This window comes from Nocardia sp. CA-145437 (genome assembly GCF_050956485.1).
Classification (GTDB): domain Bacteria; phylum Actinomycetota; class Actinomycetes; order Mycobacteriales; family Mycobacteriaceae; genus Nocardia.
On record NZ_CP191204.1, the window covers coordinates 3,411,430 to 3,431,188 of the forward strand.

Below are 19,759 nucleotides of genomic sequence, written 5' to 3' on the forward strand. Positions count from 1 at the left end.
CACGCCCGGCCGCCGGTCGATGCGATCCGGCCCGCCGCCTGGCGCGGGTCGGGGTTCGTGGTGGCCGGGATCGGTGCCGTGGGCCGGTGCCGGCCGGAATCGGCGCGCGGCGACGCGGCTTCTCGAGTTCGCCGGAGGTTCGGCGCCTACTGTCGGGGCGGTTCGCGCGGCGGCGCGGCGGAAGGGAGATCGGCGTGGGCCGTCGACGGGCTGTGTTTAGGTGGGTTCGTGCGTGATCGAGCGGTCGCCTCCCCCTCCGCCGGCGCCGATGCGGGGCGTCGTTTCCCCAGGCTGCGGCGGTGGACGCTGCGGACCCGGCTGCTGGTGTCGGTGCTGGTGATCGCCACGGCGGGGCTGGCCGCGTTCGGGGTGCTCACCCAGGCGATGCTCGGCCGCTCCGAATTGGCGCGCATCGATGGACAGTTGAACGCGGTCGCGGGGGATCTGGCCACCGAGAGCCGTCCGCCCCCGCCGCCGCGGCCCGACGAACCGGTGAAGGACCTGCCCTCGACCTTCCAGATCCTGTTCTTCGACAGCACGGGCGCTCCGTCGGGGCAGATCGGTGTCGGTGGCGTCGAGTTGTCGTTGCCCGCGATGAACAAGGCGGCAGTCGCCGCGCGCGGCGACCGGATCTTCGAGGTGAACGACTCGCACGGGTCGCCCTGGCGGGTGCGGACGGTGGTGCAGCCGCCGAGCCGGATGCAGCCGCAGGGGGCGACGGCGGCCGTGGTCATGCCCTTGGACGGTTACTACGCGACCGCTCGGGAATTGCGGACCATCGAAGTGATCTCCGGAGTGGTGCTGGTGCTGGTGATGGCCGCCGTGGCGACCTGGGTGGTGCGGGTCGGGCTGCGGCCGCTCTCGCGGATCGAGCACACCGCCGAGGCCATCGCGGCCGGAGATCTGGATCGGCGGGTCGAGCACACCGACGATCACACCGAGGTCGGGCGGCTGGGGGCCGCGTTCAACGTGATGCTCGAACGGTTGTCGACCAGCATGCGACGGCTCGGGGAATCCGAGGCGCGGATGCGGCTGTTCGTGGCCGACGCCTCGCACGAACTGCGCACCCCGCTCACCTCGATCCGCGGGTACGCCGAGCTGTACCGGATGGGCGGCGCCGCGAATACCGGCCAGGTCGCCACCATGATGCGCCGCATCGAGGACGAGGCCGCGCGCATGGGACTGCTGGTCGAGGACCTGCTGCTGCTCGCGCGCCTGGACGAGCAACGCCCGCTGGACCTGACCGACGTCAACCTGTCCGCCCTCGCCGGGGACATCGTGCGCGACGCGCTGGCCCGGCAGCCGGAACGCGTTGTGCGGCTGCGGCTTCCCGACGGCGCCGTGCGCGTGGTGGGGGACGAGCATCGGCTGCGGCAGGTGCTAACCAACCTGGTCGGCAACGGGCTCGTGCACACACCCGCCACGGCCGAGATCGACATTCGGATCGCCATGGGCACCGTGCCGGACGCGGCCGGAGTGGTCGCCGCCGCCGGGGCCGACCTGCGGGCGGGTGGTCCGGCGGTGATCGCGGAGATATCCGACACCGGCCCCGGCATCCCCCTCGAACAGGCCGGACACGTCTTCGACCGCTTCTATCGGGTCGACGAATCCCGCTCGCGCGCAGGCGGTTCCGGGCTGGGACTGGCCATCGTGGCCGCCGTGCTGACCGCGCACGGCGCGCGGATCGAACTGCTCACCCGGTCTGGGGCAGGCGCGCTCTTCCGCATGGTGTTCCCGCTTCCGGACCAGTCCGGACCCGAGGCCGCCGGTTCACAGGAAACGCCCAGCTGACACCGAGCTTGCCCGGTGGGCCCCGCCCCGAGGATGGCCCGTATGACACAGAGCGGCGCGAGTGCGCGCACGAATCCGGTGCGGGAGCGCCTAGGGTGACCAGCGTGAGCGATCGCGCCGCGACCCCGGCGGCGACCGTGCTGGTCGTCGACGACGAGCCGTACATTCTCGACCTGCTCTGTTCCGCACTGCGGCTGAGCGGGTTCGACGTCAGCTCCGCCGTCAGCGGCCGGGGCGCGCTGGAAGCCGCGACCCGGCGGCCGCCCGACGTCATGATCCTCGACGTCATGCTGCCCGACCTCGACGGTTTCACCGTCGCCCGCAGGCTGCGCGCCGCGGGCAGCGAGGTGCCGGTGCTGTTCCTCACCGCCCGCGACGCCGTCGAGGACCGCATCGCCGGACTCAGCGCCGGCGGCGACGATTACGTGAGCAAACCGTTCAGCCTCGAGGAAGTCGTGCTGCGTCTGCACGCCATCCTGCGCCGCACCAAGCCCGCCGATGACGACGCGCCCGAGCGGCTGCGCTTCGCCGACCTGGAACTCGACGCTGACACCCACCGGGTGTTCCGGGGCGGCGAACTGATCTGGCTGTCCGCCACCGAATTCAAGCTGTTGCAGTACCTGATGCTCAATGCGGGCAAGGTGGTGAGCAAGCGGCAGATCCTCGACCGTGTGTGGCAGGCCGAGGAAGGACGAGCCGACCGAGTGGTCGAAACGTTCGTCAGCCAGCTGCGGCGCAAGATCGATACCGACCATCCGCCACTGATTCACACGGTGCGCGGCGTCGGATACACGCTGCGCGACTCCCCCTAGCGCCGCGTCGCCGGGCCGGCGCAACGGCGACGACCCGCTCGACTTTCGGGCTCGCGCAGACACGCCGCGGAATCGGATTCGGTGCGAACTCCCTTGTGGCACTGCAAAGATCTCGGATCGCCGCTCCGCATCGAACGCCTCGTGACATCGACCGCACTGCTCATGAGCGGCTCTCCCATGCCTCGAGATATCCCGCGAAAAGGGGATTGCCCGGCGCATCGCGGTGGGAGGATTGCCTGTGTGGACCATGCCGTTTCCGGCGTCGTCGAGGTCTCGTCATCCTCGGCCCTTTCGCCACGTCAGGCATTCGAACAGTGGGAAGCCCTGATGTCGGACGCGGTCGCGCCGACCGCCATCGAGCCATTGCGCACCGGTCACTGGCACGGCCGCGTGGTATCGACCCAATACGACGGATTCTCGGTGTCGCGCATGCAGGCCAGTGCGCAACGCGCCCTGCGGACACCGAAGATGGTGGCGCGGACCACCGGTGACTTCCTGCTCGTGAATATCGTTCTGAAAGGGACGAATTGGACCGAGCAGGGCGGCCGTACCGCCGAATCCAAGCCCGGAACCATCGCATTCTTCGACAGCGGCCTGCCGCTCGAGAGTCGCACCACCGACAATTGCCTATCCACCCTGATTCGCGCCCCGATGCGGCAGGTCCTCGAGCACTCCGGCCTCACCCGTGAACAGCTGCCCACCGCCACCGCTGTCCCCGCCACCGGAGCCCTCGGCGTGGTCACCGGCTTCTTCCGCAATCTGGCCGAACTCCCCGCCGACGACATCGCCCGCGCGGTCACGGTATTCGGCGGTGACGCCGCCGGCATGATGGCCTCGGCCCTGCTGCTGTCCACCGGTACCGGCGCCCCCGCCCCGTCGGATTCGCTCTACACCCGTCAGCAGGTTCTGGCCTACATTCGCAAGAACTTCACCAATCCGGACCTGACGGTCGACGAGATCGCCCACGCCTGCCTGCTCTCCCGCCGCACCCTCTACCGGGTGTGCGAGGGTTTCGGTGAGCCGGGCGCGCTGATCCGCCGCACCCGAATCGCCCACGCCCGCCGCCTGATTCGCGCCGATCGCACCCGCTCGCTGGCCGCGGTCGCCGCCGCCTGCGGATTCTCCACCGACCGTCACTTCTACCGCGCCTTCCGCGAGGAGACCGGTCTGACCCCCGGCCAGTTCCGCGACCAGCTCGGCCCAGCGCGCTAGCGGCGGCCGTTGACACCGCTCCTGATCCGAGTGACGGGGCCGCGGGCGCACCAGGACCATGGCCGTCGTCACACTGCCGGCTTCGATGTGGTCGTTCGCTCACCGCGAAGTCGTCGGGCGACCGGGTGCGCGGGTGGCGGAGTGCGGACGATCGACGATAGCGTGTGGCTATTAACAGGTCTCGTGTCCGGTTCGGCGTTCGGCCCGGACGGCGCCAACAGCGATACGCTGGAATTTCGAGCGGAGGGAGTGAGCGTGAACGAGAATCCCGGCACCGCCCTGCCTTCCGGCACCGACACGGAACCGGCGACGCGGGGCGACGCGGTGGCACGTCTGATGGACGAGTTCGGACCGTCCGCGGACCGCGGCACGGTCGAGCGCATCCTCGACGGTTCGCTGGACCATCTCACGGCCATCGGGCTGCCGGCGGAGCGGCTGCCCGTACTGGCCGAGCGGTTCGCCCGCGAGCGGCTCACCGCCCTGGCCCGTACCCGGGGGCACGGCGCCCCGACCGGGCCCACGGTCCTGTTCGTCTGCACCCAGAACGCCGGGCGCTCACAGATGGCGCTCGGATTCTTCACCAGCATGGCCGGGCGGCAGGCCGCCGCGTGGTCGTGCGGCTCGGCCCCGAGCGCGGCGATCCACCCGCTGGTGATCGCGGCCATGGCCGAACGCGGCGTGGATATCGCCGACGAATTCCCGAAGCCGTGGTCCGACGAACTGATGCGGGCCGCCGATGTGGTGATCGACATGGGCTGCGGTGACGACAACCCGATCATCGGCGGGCATCGGTTCGAGCAGTGGCCGCTGCCCGACCCCGCCGGGGGCGGGATCGAGGAGATCCGCGCCATTCGCGACGACATCGAGCAGCGGGTGCGCCGGCTCGTCGCCAACCTCGGGCTGGCGGCCTGAGGTCTTTACGCCGGGTGTCGCGCGGACTCTAGGACAGCTCCAGCGTCGCGGCCGTGAAGCGCCACAGGCGTTCCGCGGCCAGGTCGACCGCGGGCCGGGGGTGGGTGCGCAGCTGCTGGCCGATGCCGTGGCGTAGACCGCCGATCACGTACGCGCCCCCGCTGTCGGGGTCGAGATCGGCGGGGATCTCGCCGGTGGCCTGCCCACGCCGGAGATTGGCGGCCGCGGCATCACCGAGATTGCGGATGTAGACGGCCTCGATCTCGGTGAGACCCGGATCGGGGGCGGCGCGATTGAGGAGCAGCGCCGCGAGCGGGTGGTCGAAGTGGTAGGCCACGAAACACTGCGTGCGGGCGCGTTCGCGGGTGGCCCAGTCGCCGTCGGGAAGGCGATCGTCGGCGATGGCCCGGCTGAGTCCTTCGTAGAAGTCGTCCCAGATCGCCGCCAGCAGACCGACTTTCGAGCCGAAGTGGTGATAGAGCGCGCCGGTGCTCAGGCCGGTGCGGCGGGTCAGCGCGCTCAGCTCGAGCAGTCCGTTGGCGTGGACCAGTTCGTCGCGCGCGGCGTCGAGAAGTTGTTGACGTCCGATCGGTGCTCGTGCCACAGTCGGAGGATAACAGAACTCAGTTATGTAAAGGATGGCCCGATGAGCACGAAGGTGACCTCGCTACGGGATCTCGACGGCGATCTGGCCGGAACCTATCGGCGCACCGGCAGCAGCGGCGCGAGCGTGGACCCGGCGGTGGTCGACGCGGATCTGGCCGCGCTCGAGCGCGACGGCTACGTCATCCTGCCCGACCTGCTGACGGCGGCCGAACTCGACGAGATCCGGGAAAGCGTTGCGCCACTGCTGGATCGGAGTGGACGCAACAACTTCGAGGGCCATTCCACCCAGCGCGTCTACAGCGTGCTGAACAAGACGCGATCCTGCGACCGCATCGCCGACCACCCGCGCGTGCTGGCGCTGCTGGACCGGCTGTTCATGCCCAACTATCTGCTGTCCATGCTGCAGGTGATCAATATCCAGCCCGGCGAAGCCGCGCAGATGCTGCACACCGACGACGGCTTCTACCCGCTGCCGCGGCCGCGAAAGGCGTTGGGGGCGGCGACCATCTGGGCCATCGACGACTTCACCGCCGATAATGGCGCCACCGATATGGTGCCGGGCAGCCACTTGTGGGGCGACGAACTCCCCGACGAATCCACGCCGCGGGAACCGATCGTGATGCGGGCCGGTAGCTGCGTATTCTTCGGTGGCACCCTGTGGCACGGCGGCGGCGCGAATCGGTCCGCGAATCCGCGGCTCGCGCTCACCGCGCAGTATTGCGAGCCGTGGCTGCGCCCGCAGGAGGCGTTCACCCTGTCGATGACCCGCGATACCGTGCGCGCGGTCTCCGAGGACATTCGCCGGATGCTCGGCTACAGCATTCATCCGCCCTTCATCGGGCAGGTCGACGGCATGCATCCCAAGCGCCTGCTGGAACCTGGCGCGCCGGCGCTGTAGCGGCTATTTCGCGAGCTCGTGAGCCAGCTGCACGGCGGCTTTCATATCCGGCGCGTACCCCACTCGCCATTGCAGCCGGTCGATCGGCGTCACCGACACCTTGTAGCGGTGTTCGTCCACCCGCTCGAATTTGACCGTGACCGATTCGCTCAGTGGGGCGGCGTGCGTAACCATTGCTTCTCTCCTCACCCTGCGCGGACGTCGGGGGGCGGTGGAAACATATTCACGGCGTGGGAGCGGGCTGCTGCTTGCTCTCAGTTAACTGTAGGAAATTCCACGCCGTGTGGATACGGACAAAGGTTACATTCTCGGCGCGACCGGAGAACGGTCGCGCCGAGCGTGCTGCGAGTGTCGCCGAGGGGGTCAGCCGTTGCGGCGACGGCGGGGCGCGCCGCCCGTACGCGGGTACCCGGAGCGGCCGCCCGCGGTGTCGGAAGCGCTCTGGCCGTGGTCACGCTGACGGGCCGGCGCCGCGGCACGGCGATCCGACCGGGCGCGCGACGCGGGCTTGCCGCCCGTCTCGCCGCCGCGGGAGCCGTGACCCGACGCCGCGGGAGCACCCGAGGCCGTGCGCGGCTTGCCGGAGGCCCGCCCGCCGGTGCGTCCACCGGGGCGGCCGTCCTTGACGGTCTCGTGCTTGCGGTCGGCCGGGCGGTCGCTGCGCACCTCGTCGCCACGGCCGCCGGACGTGCGCCGGCGCGGCGCGGCGGGCTTGTCGCCCACGGGGCGGGTGCGCTGACGGGGCTGACGCGTACCGCGCGCGGGAGCCGCGGCCGCCTCGCCGCGGGCCGGGGCGGTATCGCCGCCGGAGACGGGAACCAGCGCGGCGACCTCGCCGACCAGCTCGCGCACCTGCGGGGAGTCGGGCGTCACCGACTGCGGGGAGACGGTGATCTTGGCCTTGCGCATGAGCGCGGCCATATCGCCGCGCTGATCGGGCAGCACCAGGGTGACCACATCACCGTCATTGCCCGCGCGCGCGGTGCGACCGGAACGGTGCAGGTAGGCCTTGTGCTCGGCGGGCGGATCGACGTGCACGACCAGTTCCACGCCGTCCACGTGCACGCCGCGCGCGGCCACATCGGTGGCGACCAGGACCTTGGCCGCGCCGGAGGCGAAGGCCGCCAGATTGCGGTCGCGGGCGGGCTGGGTCAGGTTGCCGTGCAGGTCCACGGCCGGGATGCCGGCGGTGGTGAGCTGGCGGGCCAGCTTGCGGGCCTGATGCTTGGTGCGGGTGAACAGGATCCGCCGCTCCGTGCCGGACGCGAGGCGGTGCACGACCGCGCGCTTGGCGTCGTTGGTGGGCACCTCGAACACATGGTGGGTCATGGCGGCCACCGGCGAATTCGCTTCGTCGACTTCGTGTTTCACCGCGTTGGGCAGGAACCGGTTGACCAGCTTGTTGACGCCGTTGTCGAGGGTGGCCGAGAACAGCAGGCGCTGGCCGTCGCTCGGGGTGGCGGCCAGGATCCGGGTGACACCGGGCAGGAAGCCCAGGTCGGCCATGTGGTCGGCCTCGTCGATGATGGTGATCTCGACATCGTCGAGGCTGATCAGGCCCTGCCGCATGAGGTCCTCGAGGCGGCCCGGGCAGGCGATGACGATGTCGACGCCCTTCTTCAGCGCCTGCACCTGCCGGTGCTGGGACACGCCACCGAAGATCGTGGTCACCGACATGCGGTACGCGGCGGCCAGCGGCTCGAGGGTGGCCGCGATCTGGGTCGCCAACTCGCGGGTCGGCGCGAGGACCAGCCCGGCGGGGTGATTCGGCGCACACGGCTGCGGGTCCCGGCCCAGCATGTCGATCATCGGAATGGAGAACGCCAAGGTCTTTCCGCTGCCGGTCTTTCCGCGTCCGAGCACGTCGCGCCCGGCCAGGGTGTCGGGCAGGGTGTCGGCCTGGATCGGGAACGGCTCGGTGATACCGGCACTGGTGAGGGCGCGGATCAGCGGCTCGTGCACACCGAGCGCGGCGAAGGAGGTGGGGGCGGAAGTCATCGGAGCTGCAGTGCCTTTCGGGCATCGGGGGCGTGCCCGAGCCGTGCGGCGGACATCGGGTCCGCGCCGGGGGCACAAGGTGGCGAGATTGCCAGTGGGCAAAATCGATCGCCGTAAGGAAAGCTAAGCCGCGCAGTGGGGGCTGCTTGGGAGTTGTAGCGATCTACGACGCTGGTGTGACGGTTCGCACCGGCACAGCCATGATCAACAACGTGTTCGCTGGAAGTCTACCCGGCCTCGAAATCGGTCCGGTACGCGGGGAGTGCGGGCAGCGGCGGCAGCGGTCGGGCGTGCAGCCAGGCATCCCAGAGCGGTCGCAGCGTCTGGTTGCTGTAATGCCCGGCCAGGTCGGTGAATTCGTCGGTGCCGACCGAGGCGTGCCGGTACCGCGCGGTCCAGGCGCGCAGCAGGTCGAAGAAGGCAGAGTCGCCCAGCTGCAGGCGCAGGGCGTGCAGGGTGAGCGCGCCGCGCTTGTAGACCCGGTCGTCGAACATGAACTCCGGGGTCGGGTCGGCGAGCAGGATGTCCTGCGGCAGCCGCGCCAGGTTGCGGTGCGCGGTGCGGGCCAGCTGATCGGCCGACGGGCCGCCCGAGGCCGCGGACCAGATCCATTCCGCGTAACAGGCGAAACCCTCGTGCAGCCAGATGTCGCGCCACTGCCGGATGGTGAGGCTGTTGCCGAACCACTGGTGCGCCAGCTCGTGCGCGACCAGTCGCTCCGAACCACGTTGCCCGTCACAGTGATTCGCGCCGAACACCGAAATGCCCTGGGCCTCGATGGGAATCTCGAGGTCGTCGTCGGTGACCACCACCGTGTACGCCTCGAACGGGTAGGGCCCGAACAGTTCGGTGAAGACCTCCATCATGCGCGGCTGGCGCGCGAAGTCGTGCTCGAAGGGCAGGCGCAGCCGCGGCGGCAGCACCGCCTGCATGGGGACCGATCCGCGCGGCGCGTCGATCCGCTGTTTGCGGTAGTGGCCGATCTGGATGGTCGCCAGGTAGGTCGCCATGGGTTCGGGCTGCTCGTACACCCAGGTGGTCTGGCTGGCCTTGGTCTGCTTGCGCACCAGGGTGCCGTTGGCCTGCGCGTAGTACGGGGAGTCGGTGGTGATCGAGATCCGGTAGCTGGCCTTGGAACTGGGGTGGTCGTCGCAGGGGAACCAGGAGGCCGCGCCATTGGGCTGGCTGGCCACCAGGGCCCCCTCGGTGAGCTCCTCCCAGCCGACCTCGCCCCATGGACCGCGCACCGGCGTGGGCGGGCCCGCGTACTGCACGGTGAGTACCAGCGCGCCGCCCGCCGGGATGCGCTGGCGCGGGGTGATCACCAATTTGCCGCGCTGGTGGACGTATTTGGCGGGCTTGGCGCCGTTCACCAGCACCTTGGACACCGACAGCGCCTGGGACAGGTCCAGCGCGAAGCGATCTCGCGCGCCGGTGGTCACCGCCGTGATGTCGGCGCGCCCGGCGAGCCGGTTGCTCGAGACCTTGTAGACCAGTTCGAGGTCGTAGCGCGAGACCCGGTAGCCGCGATTCCCGTTCTGCGGCAGGTAATCGTCGATGGGTTCGTCGATCGGATTCACCATCAGCGGCTCCCGTCCGGCCAGGGTGCGATCGGGTTGCCCCACCAGCGGGTGGACGGCGGGACGCTGTCGCCCCGCATGACCAGCGAGGCGGGCCCGATGGTGGCGCCCGCGCCGATCACGCTGGCGGGCAGGGCGACACAGTGCGGACCCAGGGTGGCGCCGGGGCCGAGGGTGACGGTGTCCATGGCCATGATGCGGTCGTGGAACAGATGGGTTTGCACCACGCAACCGCGTTCCACGGTCGCGCCGTCGCCGAGTGTCACCAGGTCAGCCTCCGGAAGCCAATAGGATTCGCACCATACCCCGCGGCCTATTTTCGCGCCGAGTCCACGCAACCAGACATTCAGGACAGGCGTTCCGGTGGCTGCCCGCGCGAACCACGGTGCGGCGACATGCTCGACGAAGGTGTCGGCCACCTCGTTCCGCCACACGAACGAGCTCCACAGCGGATGCTCCTCGGCGCCGATCCGGCCCACCAGCAGCCATTTCGCGATGACCGAGGACGCGCCCGCGACCGCGCCCGCGGTCAGCAGCACCAGGCCGCTGAGCAGGGCGGTGGGCAGGTGACCGAGGGTCTGGGCCAGCCAGGCCAGGGCGAACAGCACGCCGAGCCCGATGGCGAAGGTCACCAGCACCGGGATCAATCGGCAGGTCTCCACCACCGCGCGGGCGATCCGCAGCCGGGCGGGCGGGTCGAAGGTGCGTGCGGTGTCGGCGGTTTCGGCGGCGCGGCGCAATCGGATGGGTGGGCTGCCCAGCCACGACGATCCCGCCTTCGCCTTCGACGGCGCGGCCGACAGCACCGCGACCAGGCCGTTCTTGGGGACGCGACGGCCCGGCGCGGTCATGCCGGAGTTGCCGAGGAAGGCCCGCTTGCCGACCTTGGCCTCACCGATCCGCAGCCAGCCGCCGCCCAATTCGTAACTGGCGACCATGGTGTCGTCGGCCAGGAACGCGCCGTCGGCGACCACGGTGAACTTCGGCAGCAGCAGCACGGTCGAAACCTCCACGCGCTTGCCGACCTTCGCGCCCAGCAGGCGCAGCCACACCGGGGTCAGCAGGCTGGCGTAGAGCGGGAACAGGAAGGTGCGCGCGGAATCCAGCAGGCGTTCGGTGGCCCACGCCTGCCAGCCCTGGCGGCTGCGCACCGGGTGATGGCCCTCGGTGAGCCCGATGGCCAGCAGCCGCACCGACACGATGGTGACCGTCGCGTACACGCCCAGGACCAGCAGCATGGCGACCGGCAGCATGGCGAACGCGCGACCGAAACCCGCTGTCAGCGTCTGGGTGTCGCGAATCCACCAGGCGATCAGCAGACCGCCGCTGCCCAGCGCCAGGATCGGCACCGAGGCCAGCAGCATGGAGGTGATGCCGAAGATGGCCACCCAGTGTGGGGCGCGCGCGGGCGTGGCGTCGGGCCAGCGGTGCTGGGCCCGGCCGACTTTCACCGCGGGCGAGCCCGCCCACTCCTGTTCGGCCTTCACCTTGCCCGACACCGACGAGCCGGGCGCGATCTCGGCATTGCGGCCGATCTTGGTGCCGGGCAGCAGCATCGACCGCGCCCCGACCACCGCGCCGGGACCGATCTCGATCGGGCCGATGTGCACCACGTCGCCGTCGATCCAATACCCGGCCAGGTCGACCTCGGGTTCGACGCTGCAGCCGTCGCCGAGCCGCAGCATGCCGGTGACCGGCGGCAGGGTGTGCAGGTCGACGCCCGTGCCCACGGTCGCGCCGAGCGCTCGGGCGAACGGCACCATCCACGGTGCGCCGGACAGGTTCTCCGCGCCGCTGGCCTCCGACAGCCGCACGGCCGTCCACAGTCGCAGGTGCACGAGACCACCGCGCGGGTAGGTGCCGGCCGCGACGCCGCGCAGCAGCAGCCGGGACCCGGCGACGCACAGCGCCATCCGGCCGGGCGGGGAGATGAACAGGACGAACGCCGCCAGAGTCCACCACCAGGAGAGGTGCGGCAGCCACGGCAGCGAGCCCGACCAGGCGGCGATATTGCCGACCGTGGCCAGCCAGGTCAGCCATTGCAGACCGGTGAGGGTGGTGAGCGGGATCGTGGCGAGCACCTGGAACAGCTGCGCCGACAGCGGCACCGGCCGGACCACGCGCTCCTCGACGGTCTCGGTCGGGGCGAAGCCGTCCAGAAAGGCGGCCAGCGCGCCCAGGCGCGGATGGTCGTAGAGGTCGGCCACCGCGATCCGCGGATGCCGCTCGCGCAGTGCCGCCACCAGCTGGGCCGCGGCCAGGGAGCCGCCACCCAGATCGAAGAAGTCGGCGTCGGGATCGGTGACCTCGGCGCCCAGGATCGAATCCCACAGTCCGGCGACCCACCGCTGGGTCTCGGTGAGCCCGGCCTCGGGGGTGGCGGCGACCGCCTTGGGCAGCGGCCAGGGCAGGGCGTCGCGGTCGACCTTGCCGGAGGTGCGGGTGGGCAGTTCCCCGACAACGGCCAGGCGCGGCACCAGGGGAGCCGGAAGTTGTTCGGCCAGAATGGTTCTGGCGGCGGTCAGGTCGTAGTTGGCGTCGGGGCCGGTGAGGTAGCCGACCAGGATCTTGTTGCCCGCCTTGGTGGTCCGGATGGCGGCGGCCGCGCCGGTCACGCCCGGCAGGTGCTGCAGCGCGTTGTCGATCTCGCCGAGTTCGATGCGGCGGCCGCCGAGTTTGATCTGGTCGTCGGCGCGGCCCAGGAACACCAGGCCCTCGCGGTCGTTGCGGACCAGATCGCCGCTGCGGTAGGCGCGTTCCCAGCCCACCGATTCCAGCGGGGCGTACTTCTCGGCGTCCTTGGCGGGGTCGAGGTAGCGGGCCAGGCCGACGCCGCCGATCACCAGCTCACCGGATTCGCCCTCGCCCACGGGGTTTCCGGCGGCGTCGACGACGGTCAGGTCCCAGCCGTCGAGGGGCAGGCCGATGCGGATCGGGAAGCCGCCGTCCAGCAGTGCCGCGCACGCCACCACGGTGGCCTCGGTGGGGCCGTAGGTGTTCCACACCTCGCGCTCGGAATCCTGGTTGCCCGCCAGTCGTTCGGCCAGCTCGGGCGGGACCGCCTCGCCGCCGAAGATGAGCAGGCGCACCGGTTCCAGGGCCTCGGCGGGCCAGGTGGCGGCCAGCGTCGGGACGGTCGAGACGATGCTGATCTCGCGGCGTACCAGCCACGGACCCAGGTCCGCGCCGGTGCGCACCAGCGCGCGCGGGGCCGGGACCAGGCAGGCGCCGTGCCGCCAGGCCAGCCACATCTCCTCGCAGGAGGCGTCGAAGGCGACCGACAGACCGGCCAGTACCCGGTCGCCGGGGCCGATGGGTTCGTGCTGGAGGAACAGGTTCGCTTCGGCGTCGACGAACGCGGCGGCGTTGCGATGGGTCACCGCAACGCCTTTGGGGGTGCCGGTGGATCCGGAGGTGAAGATGATCCAGGCGTCGTCGGCCGGGGAGGGGGCGGCCGGTCGGGTCCGTGCGTCGCCGGATTCCCGTGGGAAGCCGGTGGTTTCGATGCCGGCGGCGGTCACGATGGCCGACACCCGGGCCTCGCCGAACACCAGCCGGGCGCGCTCGTCGGGATCGTCGGCGTCGACCGGGACATAGGCCGCGCCCGCGTGCAGGACGGCCAGAATGGTGATGTAGAGCCCGCGCGTGCCCGACGGCATCCGGACCCCGACCCGGTCCCCGGCGCGCACGCCCGCGGCGGCCAGCCGATCCACCTCGACGGCGATCTCCGCGAGCAGCTCCGCGTATCCGAGTTCCACCTCGCCGTCGTCGATGGCGGGTGCGTCGGGGTAGGCCGCGGCGGTCGCGGCGAGAACGTCGACCAGGGTGCGGGCTCGCGGCGCGAGGGCGGCCCGCACCATCGGGTTCGCGTCTGTCTCGATATCGGCCTGCGGTCGCGGCATTACGTGCTGCCCACCTCTCATGGAACCATCCGGCGCTTCTGCGTTGGTTGTTTCATATGAGAGTTACCGACAGGCAAACTGTGGGGCGGCCATTGGCCCACGGTACCGGTAAGTCCTGGTTGTCCAGTGTTCGACCGGCGGTTATGCCGCGAATCGAGCGAAGAATCGCCAGATCACGTCGGCGGCGTCGAATTGGCGCGTGACTTTGCCGACAATGGCCTCGGGCAGGTACTGCTGACCACCCGGCCAGGTGTGACCGCCGCCGGTGACCGTGTAGAGCTGCACCGCGGATCCGTTCCGGCAGTCGGCGGACCGCAGCGTGACCGAGGTCCCGTCGTCGGTGCGCGGGGGCAGCTGGGTGGTGGTGACGCCGGAGCAGTCGTCGCGCTCGCGCCACCACTGCTGGGTCGTGTCGACCGACAGCACGGGGCTGGTGCCCGCGCCGAGCCGCCCCGACGTGATCCGGACGACGCCGCCGTCATAAGCGACGATCGGGTCGGCGGTGCCGTGGATCTCGAGGACCGGCAGGGGATGGGCGGGCGTGCAGCCGGATTCGTCCGCCTGGGGGAGCGGTCCCGCGACGGGGGCGATGGCGGCGAGTTTCCCCGACAGCCGGCAGCCGAGCTGTTCGGTGAACATGCCGCCGTTGGACATCCCGGTGGCATAGACCCGGGACGGGTCCACGCCGTCACCGCCGACGAGCCGGTCGATCACCGCCGCAACGAAACCCACGTCGTCGATTCCCGCCGCGCCCGCCTTGGTGTCCGCGCCGCGGCCGTCGTTCCAAGATTTCTCGTAGCCGTCGGGGTAGACGGCGATGAAGCCCTCGGTGTCGGAGAGCTCGTCGAAGCCGGAGGTCTCCGCCAGGTTCCGGGCGGTGCCGCCCCCGCCGTGGAAGGCGAGGACCGCGGGCACCAGGCCCTGCGGGCGGTTGGCGGGGTAGTGGACGAGGTATTGCCGTTGCAGGCCGCCGAATTCGAGGGTGACCGTCGTGTCGGCCGCCGCGCGGGCCCGCGGGTACGTGCACCCCGCGGCCAGGAACACGGTGGAGAGCAGGACCGCGGCGGCGATTCTCGGTGCGTACACGCCGTCGATGGTAGAGACGCGGCCTGAAGCTGAGCTGAAGCTTCGGGTCAGCTGTGCGGACGCAGGGCGGCCAGCGCGGCGTCGGCGACTTCGGCTGGCGGACGATCGATTTCGAGGGTGACCGCCTGCTCGTCCGGGCCGGGTGGCTCCAGGGTCTCGAGCTGCGAGGTCAGCAGGTCCGGCGGCATGAAATGGCCGGTGCGCGCGAGGAGGCGGGCGCGCAGTACTTCTGGGGCGCCCGTGAGGTGCACGAAGGTGAGGACCGCGTCCGGGCGTCCGATGCGGCTGGCGCGCAGGATGTCCCGATAGGAGCGTTTCAGCGCCGAACAGGCGACGACTCCCGAACGGCCCGCCGTGAACTCCGCGGACATCCATTCCGCCACGGCCGCCAGCCACGGCCTCCGATCGGCATCGGTGAGCGGTCGACCGGCGGCCATCTTCGCGCGATTGGCGGGAGGGTGCAGGTCGTCGCCCTCCAGCAGATCCCAGTCCAGCGTCCGCGCCACGATGCTCGCGACAGTGGATTTGCCGGATCCCGCCACGCCCATCACCACCGCGATGTGTGGTCGAGCGGCGGCGGTCAATGGGCCTCCCGGATCGGTGCGGTACTGGTCGCACCGACCATAGCCAGCGGAAATCCCGCCGCACCGGCGCCCCGCCGCATCCGATCCGAACCGTTCCTCCCGCCGCCGATCGGTCCCGGTATTGTCTGCGGTGCAGGTGAATCGGGAGGATTGTTTGGCTGAGCAGCTCCGGCCGGGAGTGACCTTCGCCGGGTATCGGGTCGAGCGGCTCCTCGGCGTCGGCGGAATGGGTGAGGTGTACCTGGCCCACGACCGGGACCTGCCCCGATTCGTCGCCTTGAAGCTGCTCAATGTGGTGGCGGGAGACAGCGCCGAGACCCGGCAGCGATTCCTGCGCGAGGCCAATATCATTGCCCGGCTCACCCATCCGAACATCGTCACGATCTACGCGCGCGGCGAGGAACAAGGGCGGCTGTGGCTGGCCATGGCCTACGTCGACGGTTCGGACCTGGAGGCCGAACTGCTGGCCGGGCCCCTGGAACCGCGCCGCGCCGCCGCCATCACCGCCGATGTCGCGCGCGCCCTCGACTACGCGCACGACGCGGGTGTACTGCACCGCGATGTCAAACCCGCCAATATCCTGCTCACCGCGCATCCGCGAGAATGGGCGCTGCTCACCGACTTCGGCATCGCCGAATCCAGGCATGAGGTCCGCGGCATCACCGGGCGCGGCGAGGTGGTCGCGAGCTTCCAGTACACCGCGCCGGAACGCTTCAACGACGAGGCCCGCGTCGACCGCCGCGCCGACGTGTACTCGCTGGGCTGCACGCTGTTCGAAATGCTCACCGGCACACCCCCGTACGCCGACACCGACCTGCCCCGGCTGATCTACCGGCACGTCAAGGCCCCCGTGCCCGCGCCGCACGCGCTCAACCCGGCCCTGCCCGCCGCACTGGACCCGATCCTGGCGCGCGCGATGGCGAAGAACCCCCGCCACCGCTACGCCACCTGCGCCGAACTGTCCGCGGCGGTGAGCGGCGTGCTCACCGAATCACGGTCGGCGCCGGCGGTTCCGCCGCCCAAGGCGAAGGACCCGCGCGACAAGAACCGGCACGCCGCAGTGCCGGCGTCGGAGCCCTGGGCGCGGTCACGCACCCTGCTGGTGGTGCTCGCGGTCGTCGTGGCGGTCGGCGCCACGGCCGCCGCGGTCGGTTTGCTCTCGGCTCTGATGGAACCGAGTTCGAAGGATTCGGCCGCGCCCACGACCAGCCCGCGCACCTCGGCCCCGGCCCGCACGAGTACGGCTGCGGTGGCCACATCGGTCAACCCGGCCGCCGCCGCGGCCGCCGACGGCTGCCAGACCCGCCGCACCCCCGACAGTGTCACCGGCACCGATCCGGGCGGCATCGCCAGCGGCCCCGACGCGATCCTGGCCTTCCAATACGCCTACTACGTGCTCCGCTCCGGCTCGGTGGCAAGCCAATTCGTCGCGGGCGACGCCTCCAATGTGGCCAACCCGGCGACCATTCAGACCGGCATCGATTCGCTGCCGGTCGGTACCCGCTACTGCGTGCAGATCGGCCGCATGACCCCCGGCGACGACGAGCACTGGGCGGTCAAGGTCATGCAGCAGCGGCCCGGGGAATTGCCGGACGCGTTCACCCAGACGGTCACCACCCGCACCGTCAGCGGCCGCACCCTGATCACCTCGATCGTCGAGGAATAGCGGCCCGCCCGAGGAGTCCCGGCGGCCGTTGGTGTTTCACAAAATCGGTAGGTGTGCTGCGGGGCTGCTAGTCTGCGATGCGGTGGCCCGATCGGGAAAGCTCGGTGGGGCGCGGTGAAAGTTGTTCGTCGATAGGGAGTTTCGGTCGTGGACACGACAGGGTCGCGAGGCGGGTTCGCGGGGGTGCAGGGATGTCCGGTTCGCGGTGGAGTGGGTGTCGCGCCCGAGGAGCTCAGGATCCTGCTGGGCACACCGGAATTCGCGGCCGATCCGCACGCCGCCTACCGGGAGATGCGGCGACGCCACGGCTCCATGGTGCCCATCGAACTGTCCCCGGGCGTTCCGGCCACCCTGGTCGTGAACTACCGGACCGCCCTGCGAATCCTCAACGATCCGGAGCATTTTCCGGCCGACCCGCGCGTCTGGCAGGAGACCATCCCCGAGGACTCGCCGATCCGGCCCATGATGCAGTGGTACCCGAACGCGCTGCGTAACGCCGGCGCCGAGCACCTGCGCTACCGGCAGGCCTACTCCGCCGCCATCGACGGAATCGACTTGCACGCGGTGCATTCCACCGTCGAGGAGATCGCGGGCCCGCTGATCGCGGGGATCGCCGCCGAGGGCGGCGCCGACCTGGTGTCGAGTTACGCGCTGCCGCTGGTGTTCGAGGTGCTCAACCAGGTGGTGGGCTGCTCGGCCGATATCGGGCAGCGGGTGGCCACCGGCATGGCGGCGCTGTTCGACACCGTCAATGCCGCGTGGGGCATGCAGACCCTGGCCGAGGCGCTCATGGAGCTGATCGCGCTGCGCCGCGCCGAGCCCGGCGACGACGTCACCTCCCGCATGGCGCACCACCCGGCCGCGCTCAATGACGAGGAGATGCTGTACCAGCTGGTCAGCTTCTACGGCGCGGGTCTCGAGCCGATGCAGAACCTGATCGCCAACACGCTGCTGCTCATGCTCACCGACGACCGCTTCGGCGGAGACATGCTGGGCGGCAGCCTCTCCACCCGCGACGCCCTCGACGAGGTCCTCTTCAACGACCCGCCGATGGCCAACTTCTCGATCAGCTACCCGCGCCAGCCGGTGCTCATCGACACCACCTGGCTGCCCGCCCACCAGCCGGTGATGATCAGCCTCGCGGCCTGCAACAACGATCCCGAGATCGCCGGCGGCGACCGCACCGGGAACCGCTCACATCTGGCGTGGGGCGCGGGCCCGCACGCCTGCCCCGCCCGCTCGGTGGCGTATCTGGTCGCGCAGACCGCGATCGACCAGCTGCTCGACGCGCTGCCCGACATCGTGCTGGCCGTCGGCAAAGACGAGATCTCCTGGCGTCCCGGCCCGTTCCACCGCGCCATGGTGGCACTGCCGGTCGAATTCCCGATCAGTCCCGCGCTGCGCGCGGTGTAGAAGGAGCTGTTCATGTCCCAGAGCCCGATCGTGCTGGATGTCACCGGCACCGATATCCAGGGCGAATCCGCCCGGATTCGCGAGCAGGGCCCCGTCGCGCTGGTCGAGCTGCCCGGCGGCGTGCAGGCGTGGTCGGTGACCGACCAGGAAGTGCTCAAGAGCCTGCTCACCGACGAGCGCGTCTCCAAGGACCCGCGCCAGCACTGGGCGGCGTTCCGCAATGGCGAGATCACCGAGGCCTGGCCGCTGCTGCCGTGGGTCGCGGTGGAGAACATGTTCACCGCCTACGGCGCCGACCACCGCCGCCTGCGCAAGCTGGTCTCCCCGGCCTTCACCCACCGCCGCACCACCGCCATGCGCGAGCGCATCGAGGCCATCGTCGCCGAACTGCTCGCCGAACTCGCCGAGCTCCCGGCCGGTTCGACCGCGGACCTGCGCTCGCTCTACGCCTACCCGGTCCCGATCCGCGTGATCAGCGGGCTCATGGGGGTGCCCGAGCATCTCGACGCCGCCATCCACAAGTGCGTGGACGGCTTCTTCGACGGGTCGCTGACCGCCGAGGAGGCCATGGCCAACTTCATGGACATGTACGAGCGGGTCGGCGAACTGGTCGCCTACCGCCGCGAGCACCCGGGCGACGACATCACCACCGCCATGATCGCCTCCCGCGACGAGGACGGCTCGCAGCTGGCCGACAAGGAACTCGTCGAGACGCTGATGCTGGTCATCAACGCCGGCCACGAGACCACGGTCAACCTGCTCGGCCAGGCCATCGTCGCGCTGCTGTCGCATCCGGAGCAGCTGGCCGCCGTCGTCGGTGGGCAGGCGTCCTGGAACGACGTCATCGAGGAGACGCTTCGCTACCAGGCTCCGGTCGCCCACCTGCCGCTGCGCTACGCGGTGGAGGACATCGAGGTCGGCGGCGTCGTGATCGCCAAGGGCGAGGCCATCCTCGCCTCCTACGCCGGGGCGAGCCGCGACCCGAAGATCCACGGCGAGACCGCGGACCGGTTCGATATCCAGCGCGACACCAAGGACCAGCACGTCGCCTTCGGCCACGGCGCCCACCACTGCCTCGGCGCGCCGCTGGCCCGCCTGGAAGCCGCGATCGCGCTCCCGGCGCTGTTCGAGCGGTTCCCCAACCTCCGGCTGGCCACGCCCGCAACGGAATTGACCCCGATCGGCAGCTTCATCTCCAACGGCCACACCAGCCTGCCGGTGGTGCTGAACCCGGTCGAGTGACCCGCCTCTGATAGACCCTCGCATCGCCCGGCCCTCGCCGGGCGGTGCGGTTCTCCC

The 19,759-nt window shown here is 70.6% G+C and carries 15 protein-coding genes; 8 read left to right on the forward strand and 7 right to left on the reverse strand.

Annotated features, from left to right (window positions below):
- Nucleotides 1-228: 228 nt before the first annotated feature.
- The 4 genes from ACQPYY_RS15875 to ACQPYY_RS15890 all read left to right on the forward strand — a co-directional run bounded on the left by ACQPYY_RS15875 (nt 229) and on the right by ACQPYY_RS15890 (nt 4,727).
- Nucleotides 229-1,791 carry a sensor histidine kinase gene (locus ACQPYY_RS15875; RefSeq protein WP_433594310.1) on the forward strand — a complete coding sequence of 521 codons (1,563 nt, stop codon included), beginning with the start codon at nt 229-231 and terminating at the stop codon, nt 1,789-1,791.
- 104 nt (nt 1,792-1,895) lie between these two features.
- Nucleotides 1,896-2,603 (forward strand): response regulator transcription factor, encoded by a 708-nt coding sequence (locus ACQPYY_RS15880; RefSeq protein WP_433594311.1) that lies wholly within the window; start codon nt 1,896-1,898, stop codon nt 2,601-2,603.
- A 240-nt stretch (nt 2,604-2,843) separates the two neighbouring features.
- Nucleotides 2,844-3,815, forward strand: coding sequence for an AraC family transcriptional regulator (locus tag ACQPYY_RS15885; protein WP_433594312.1), 972 nt, complete (start codon nt 2,844-2,846; stop codon nt 3,813-3,815).
- A 255-nt stretch (nt 3,816-4,070) separates the two neighbouring features.
- Nucleotides 4,071-4,727, forward strand: a complete 657-nt coding sequence (locus ACQPYY_RS15890; RefSeq protein WP_379098541.1) for an arsenate reductase ArsC — start codon at nt 4,071-4,073, stop codon at nt 4,725-4,727.
- 28 nt (nt 4,728-4,755) lie between these two features.
- Here ACQPYY_RS15890 and ACQPYY_RS15895 read toward each other — a convergent pair whose 3' ends face one another.
- Nucleotides 4,756-5,331, reverse strand: a complete 576-nt coding sequence (locus ACQPYY_RS15895; protein WP_433594313.1) for a TetR/AcrR family transcriptional regulator — start codon at nt 5,329-5,331, stop codon at nt 4,756-4,758.
- A 42-nt stretch (nt 5,332-5,373) separates the two neighbouring features.
- Between ACQPYY_RS15895 and ACQPYY_RS15900 the strand changes: the two genes are divergently transcribed.
- The gene (locus ACQPYY_RS15900) at nt 5,374-6,231 is read left to right on the forward strand and encodes a phytanoyl-CoA dioxygenase family protein (protein ID WP_357287815.1); all 858 of its coding nucleotides are present in this window, start codon (nt 5,374-5,376) and stop codon (nt 6,229-6,231) included.
- 3 nt (nt 6,232-6,234) lie between these two features.
- On the opposite strand, the gene ACQPYY_RS15905 is transcribed toward ACQPYY_RS15900, so the two are convergent.
- From ACQPYY_RS15905 to ACQPYY_RS15930, 6 genes are all read right to left on the reverse strand, one after another.
- Entirely contained in the window at nt 6,235-6,405 is a 171-nt protein-coding gene (locus tag ACQPYY_RS15905; RefSeq protein ID WP_379098549.1) for a hypothetical protein, read from the reverse strand.
- A 189-nt stretch (nt 6,406-6,594) separates the two neighbouring features.
- Nucleotides 6,595-8,229, reverse strand: coding sequence for a DEAD/DEAH box helicase (locus tag ACQPYY_RS15910; RefSeq protein WP_433594314.1), 1,635 nt, complete (start codon nt 8,227-8,229; stop codon nt 6,595-6,597).
- Nucleotides 8,230-8,456: 227 nt separating this feature from the next.
- A complete protein-coding gene (locus tag ACQPYY_RS15915) occupies nt 8,457-9,812 on the reverse strand; it encodes a M1 family metallopeptidase (protein WP_433594315.1) in 1,356 nt (451 codons plus the stop codon).
- Complete coding sequence (locus ACQPYY_RS15920) at nt 9,812-13,711, reverse strand: Pls/PosA family non-ribosomal peptide synthetase (protein ID WP_433594316.1); 3,900 nt, start codon at nt 13,709-13,711, stop codon at nt 9,812-9,814. Before ACQPYY_RS15920 ends, ACQPYY_RS15915 begins: the two co-directional genes overlap by 1 nt.
- Nucleotides 13,712-13,852: 141 nt before the next feature.
- Nucleotides 13,853-14,797, reverse strand: coding sequence for an extracellular catalytic domain type 1 short-chain-length polyhydroxyalkanoate depolymerase (locus tag ACQPYY_RS15925; protein ID WP_433594317.1), 945 nt, complete (start codon nt 14,795-14,797; stop codon nt 13,853-13,855).
- Between the two features lie 47 nt (nt 14,798-14,844).
- Entirely contained in the window at nt 14,845-15,345 is a 501-nt protein-coding gene (locus tag ACQPYY_RS15930; protein WP_433594659.1) for a gluconokinase, read from the reverse strand.
- A 190-nt stretch (nt 15,346-15,535) separates the two neighbouring features.
- Here ACQPYY_RS15930 and ACQPYY_RS15935 point away from each other — a divergent pair, with 190 nt between their 5' ends.
- The 3 genes from ACQPYY_RS15935 to ACQPYY_RS15945 all read left to right on the forward strand — a co-directional run bounded on the left by ACQPYY_RS15935 (nt 15,536) and on the right by ACQPYY_RS15945 (nt 19,702).
- The gene (locus ACQPYY_RS15935; protein ID WP_433594318.1) at nt 15,536-17,047 is read left to right on the forward strand and encodes a protein kinase domain-containing protein; all 1,512 of its coding nucleotides are present in this window, start codon (nt 15,536-15,538) and stop codon (nt 17,045-17,047) included.
- Between the two features lie 210 nt (nt 17,048-17,257).
- Nucleotides 17,258-18,460: a cytochrome P450 gene (locus ACQPYY_RS15940; RefSeq protein WP_379098565.1), complete on the forward strand. Its 1,203-nt coding sequence runs from the start codon at nt 17,258-17,260 to the stop codon at nt 18,458-18,460.
- 12 nt (nt 18,461-18,472) lie between these two features.
- Nucleotides 18,473-19,702 (forward strand): cytochrome P450 family protein, encoded by a 1,230-nt coding sequence (locus ACQPYY_RS15945; RefSeq protein WP_433594319.1) that lies wholly within the window; start codon nt 18,473-18,475, stop codon nt 19,700-19,702.
- The last annotated feature ends 57 nt before the right edge of the window (nt 19,703-19,759 follow it).

Bases quoted from the DNA above. Each gene is read 5' to 3' on its own strand.
- ACQPYY_RS15900 (WP_357287815.1), top strand. From the start codon at position 5,374: ATGAGCACGAAGGTGACCTCGCTACGGGATCTCGACGGCGATCTGGCC.
- ACQPYY_RS15905 (WP_379098549.1), bottom strand. From the start codon at position 6,405: ATGGTTACGCACGCCGCCCCACTGAGCGAATCGGTCACGGTCAAATTC.
- ACQPYY_RS15910 (WP_433594314.1), bottom strand. From the start codon at position 8,229: ATGACTTCCGCCCCCACCTCCTTCGCCGCGCTCGGTGTGCACGAGCCG.
- ACQPYY_RS15915 (WP_433594315.1), bottom strand. From the start codon at position 9,812: ATGGTGAATCCGATCGACGAACCCATCGACGATTACCTGCCGCAGAAC.
- ACQPYY_RS15920 (WP_433594316.1), bottom strand. From the start codon at position 13,711: ATGCCGCGACCGCAGGCCGATATCGAGACAGACGCGAACCCGATGGTG.
- ACQPYY_RS15930 (WP_433594659.1), bottom strand. From the start codon at position 15,345: ATGGGCGTGGCGGGATCCGGCAAATCCACTGTCGCGAGCATCGTGGCG.
- ACQPYY_RS15945 (WP_433594319.1), top strand. From the start codon at position 18,473: ATGTCCCAGAGCCCGATCGTGCTGGATGTCACCGGCACCGATATCCAG.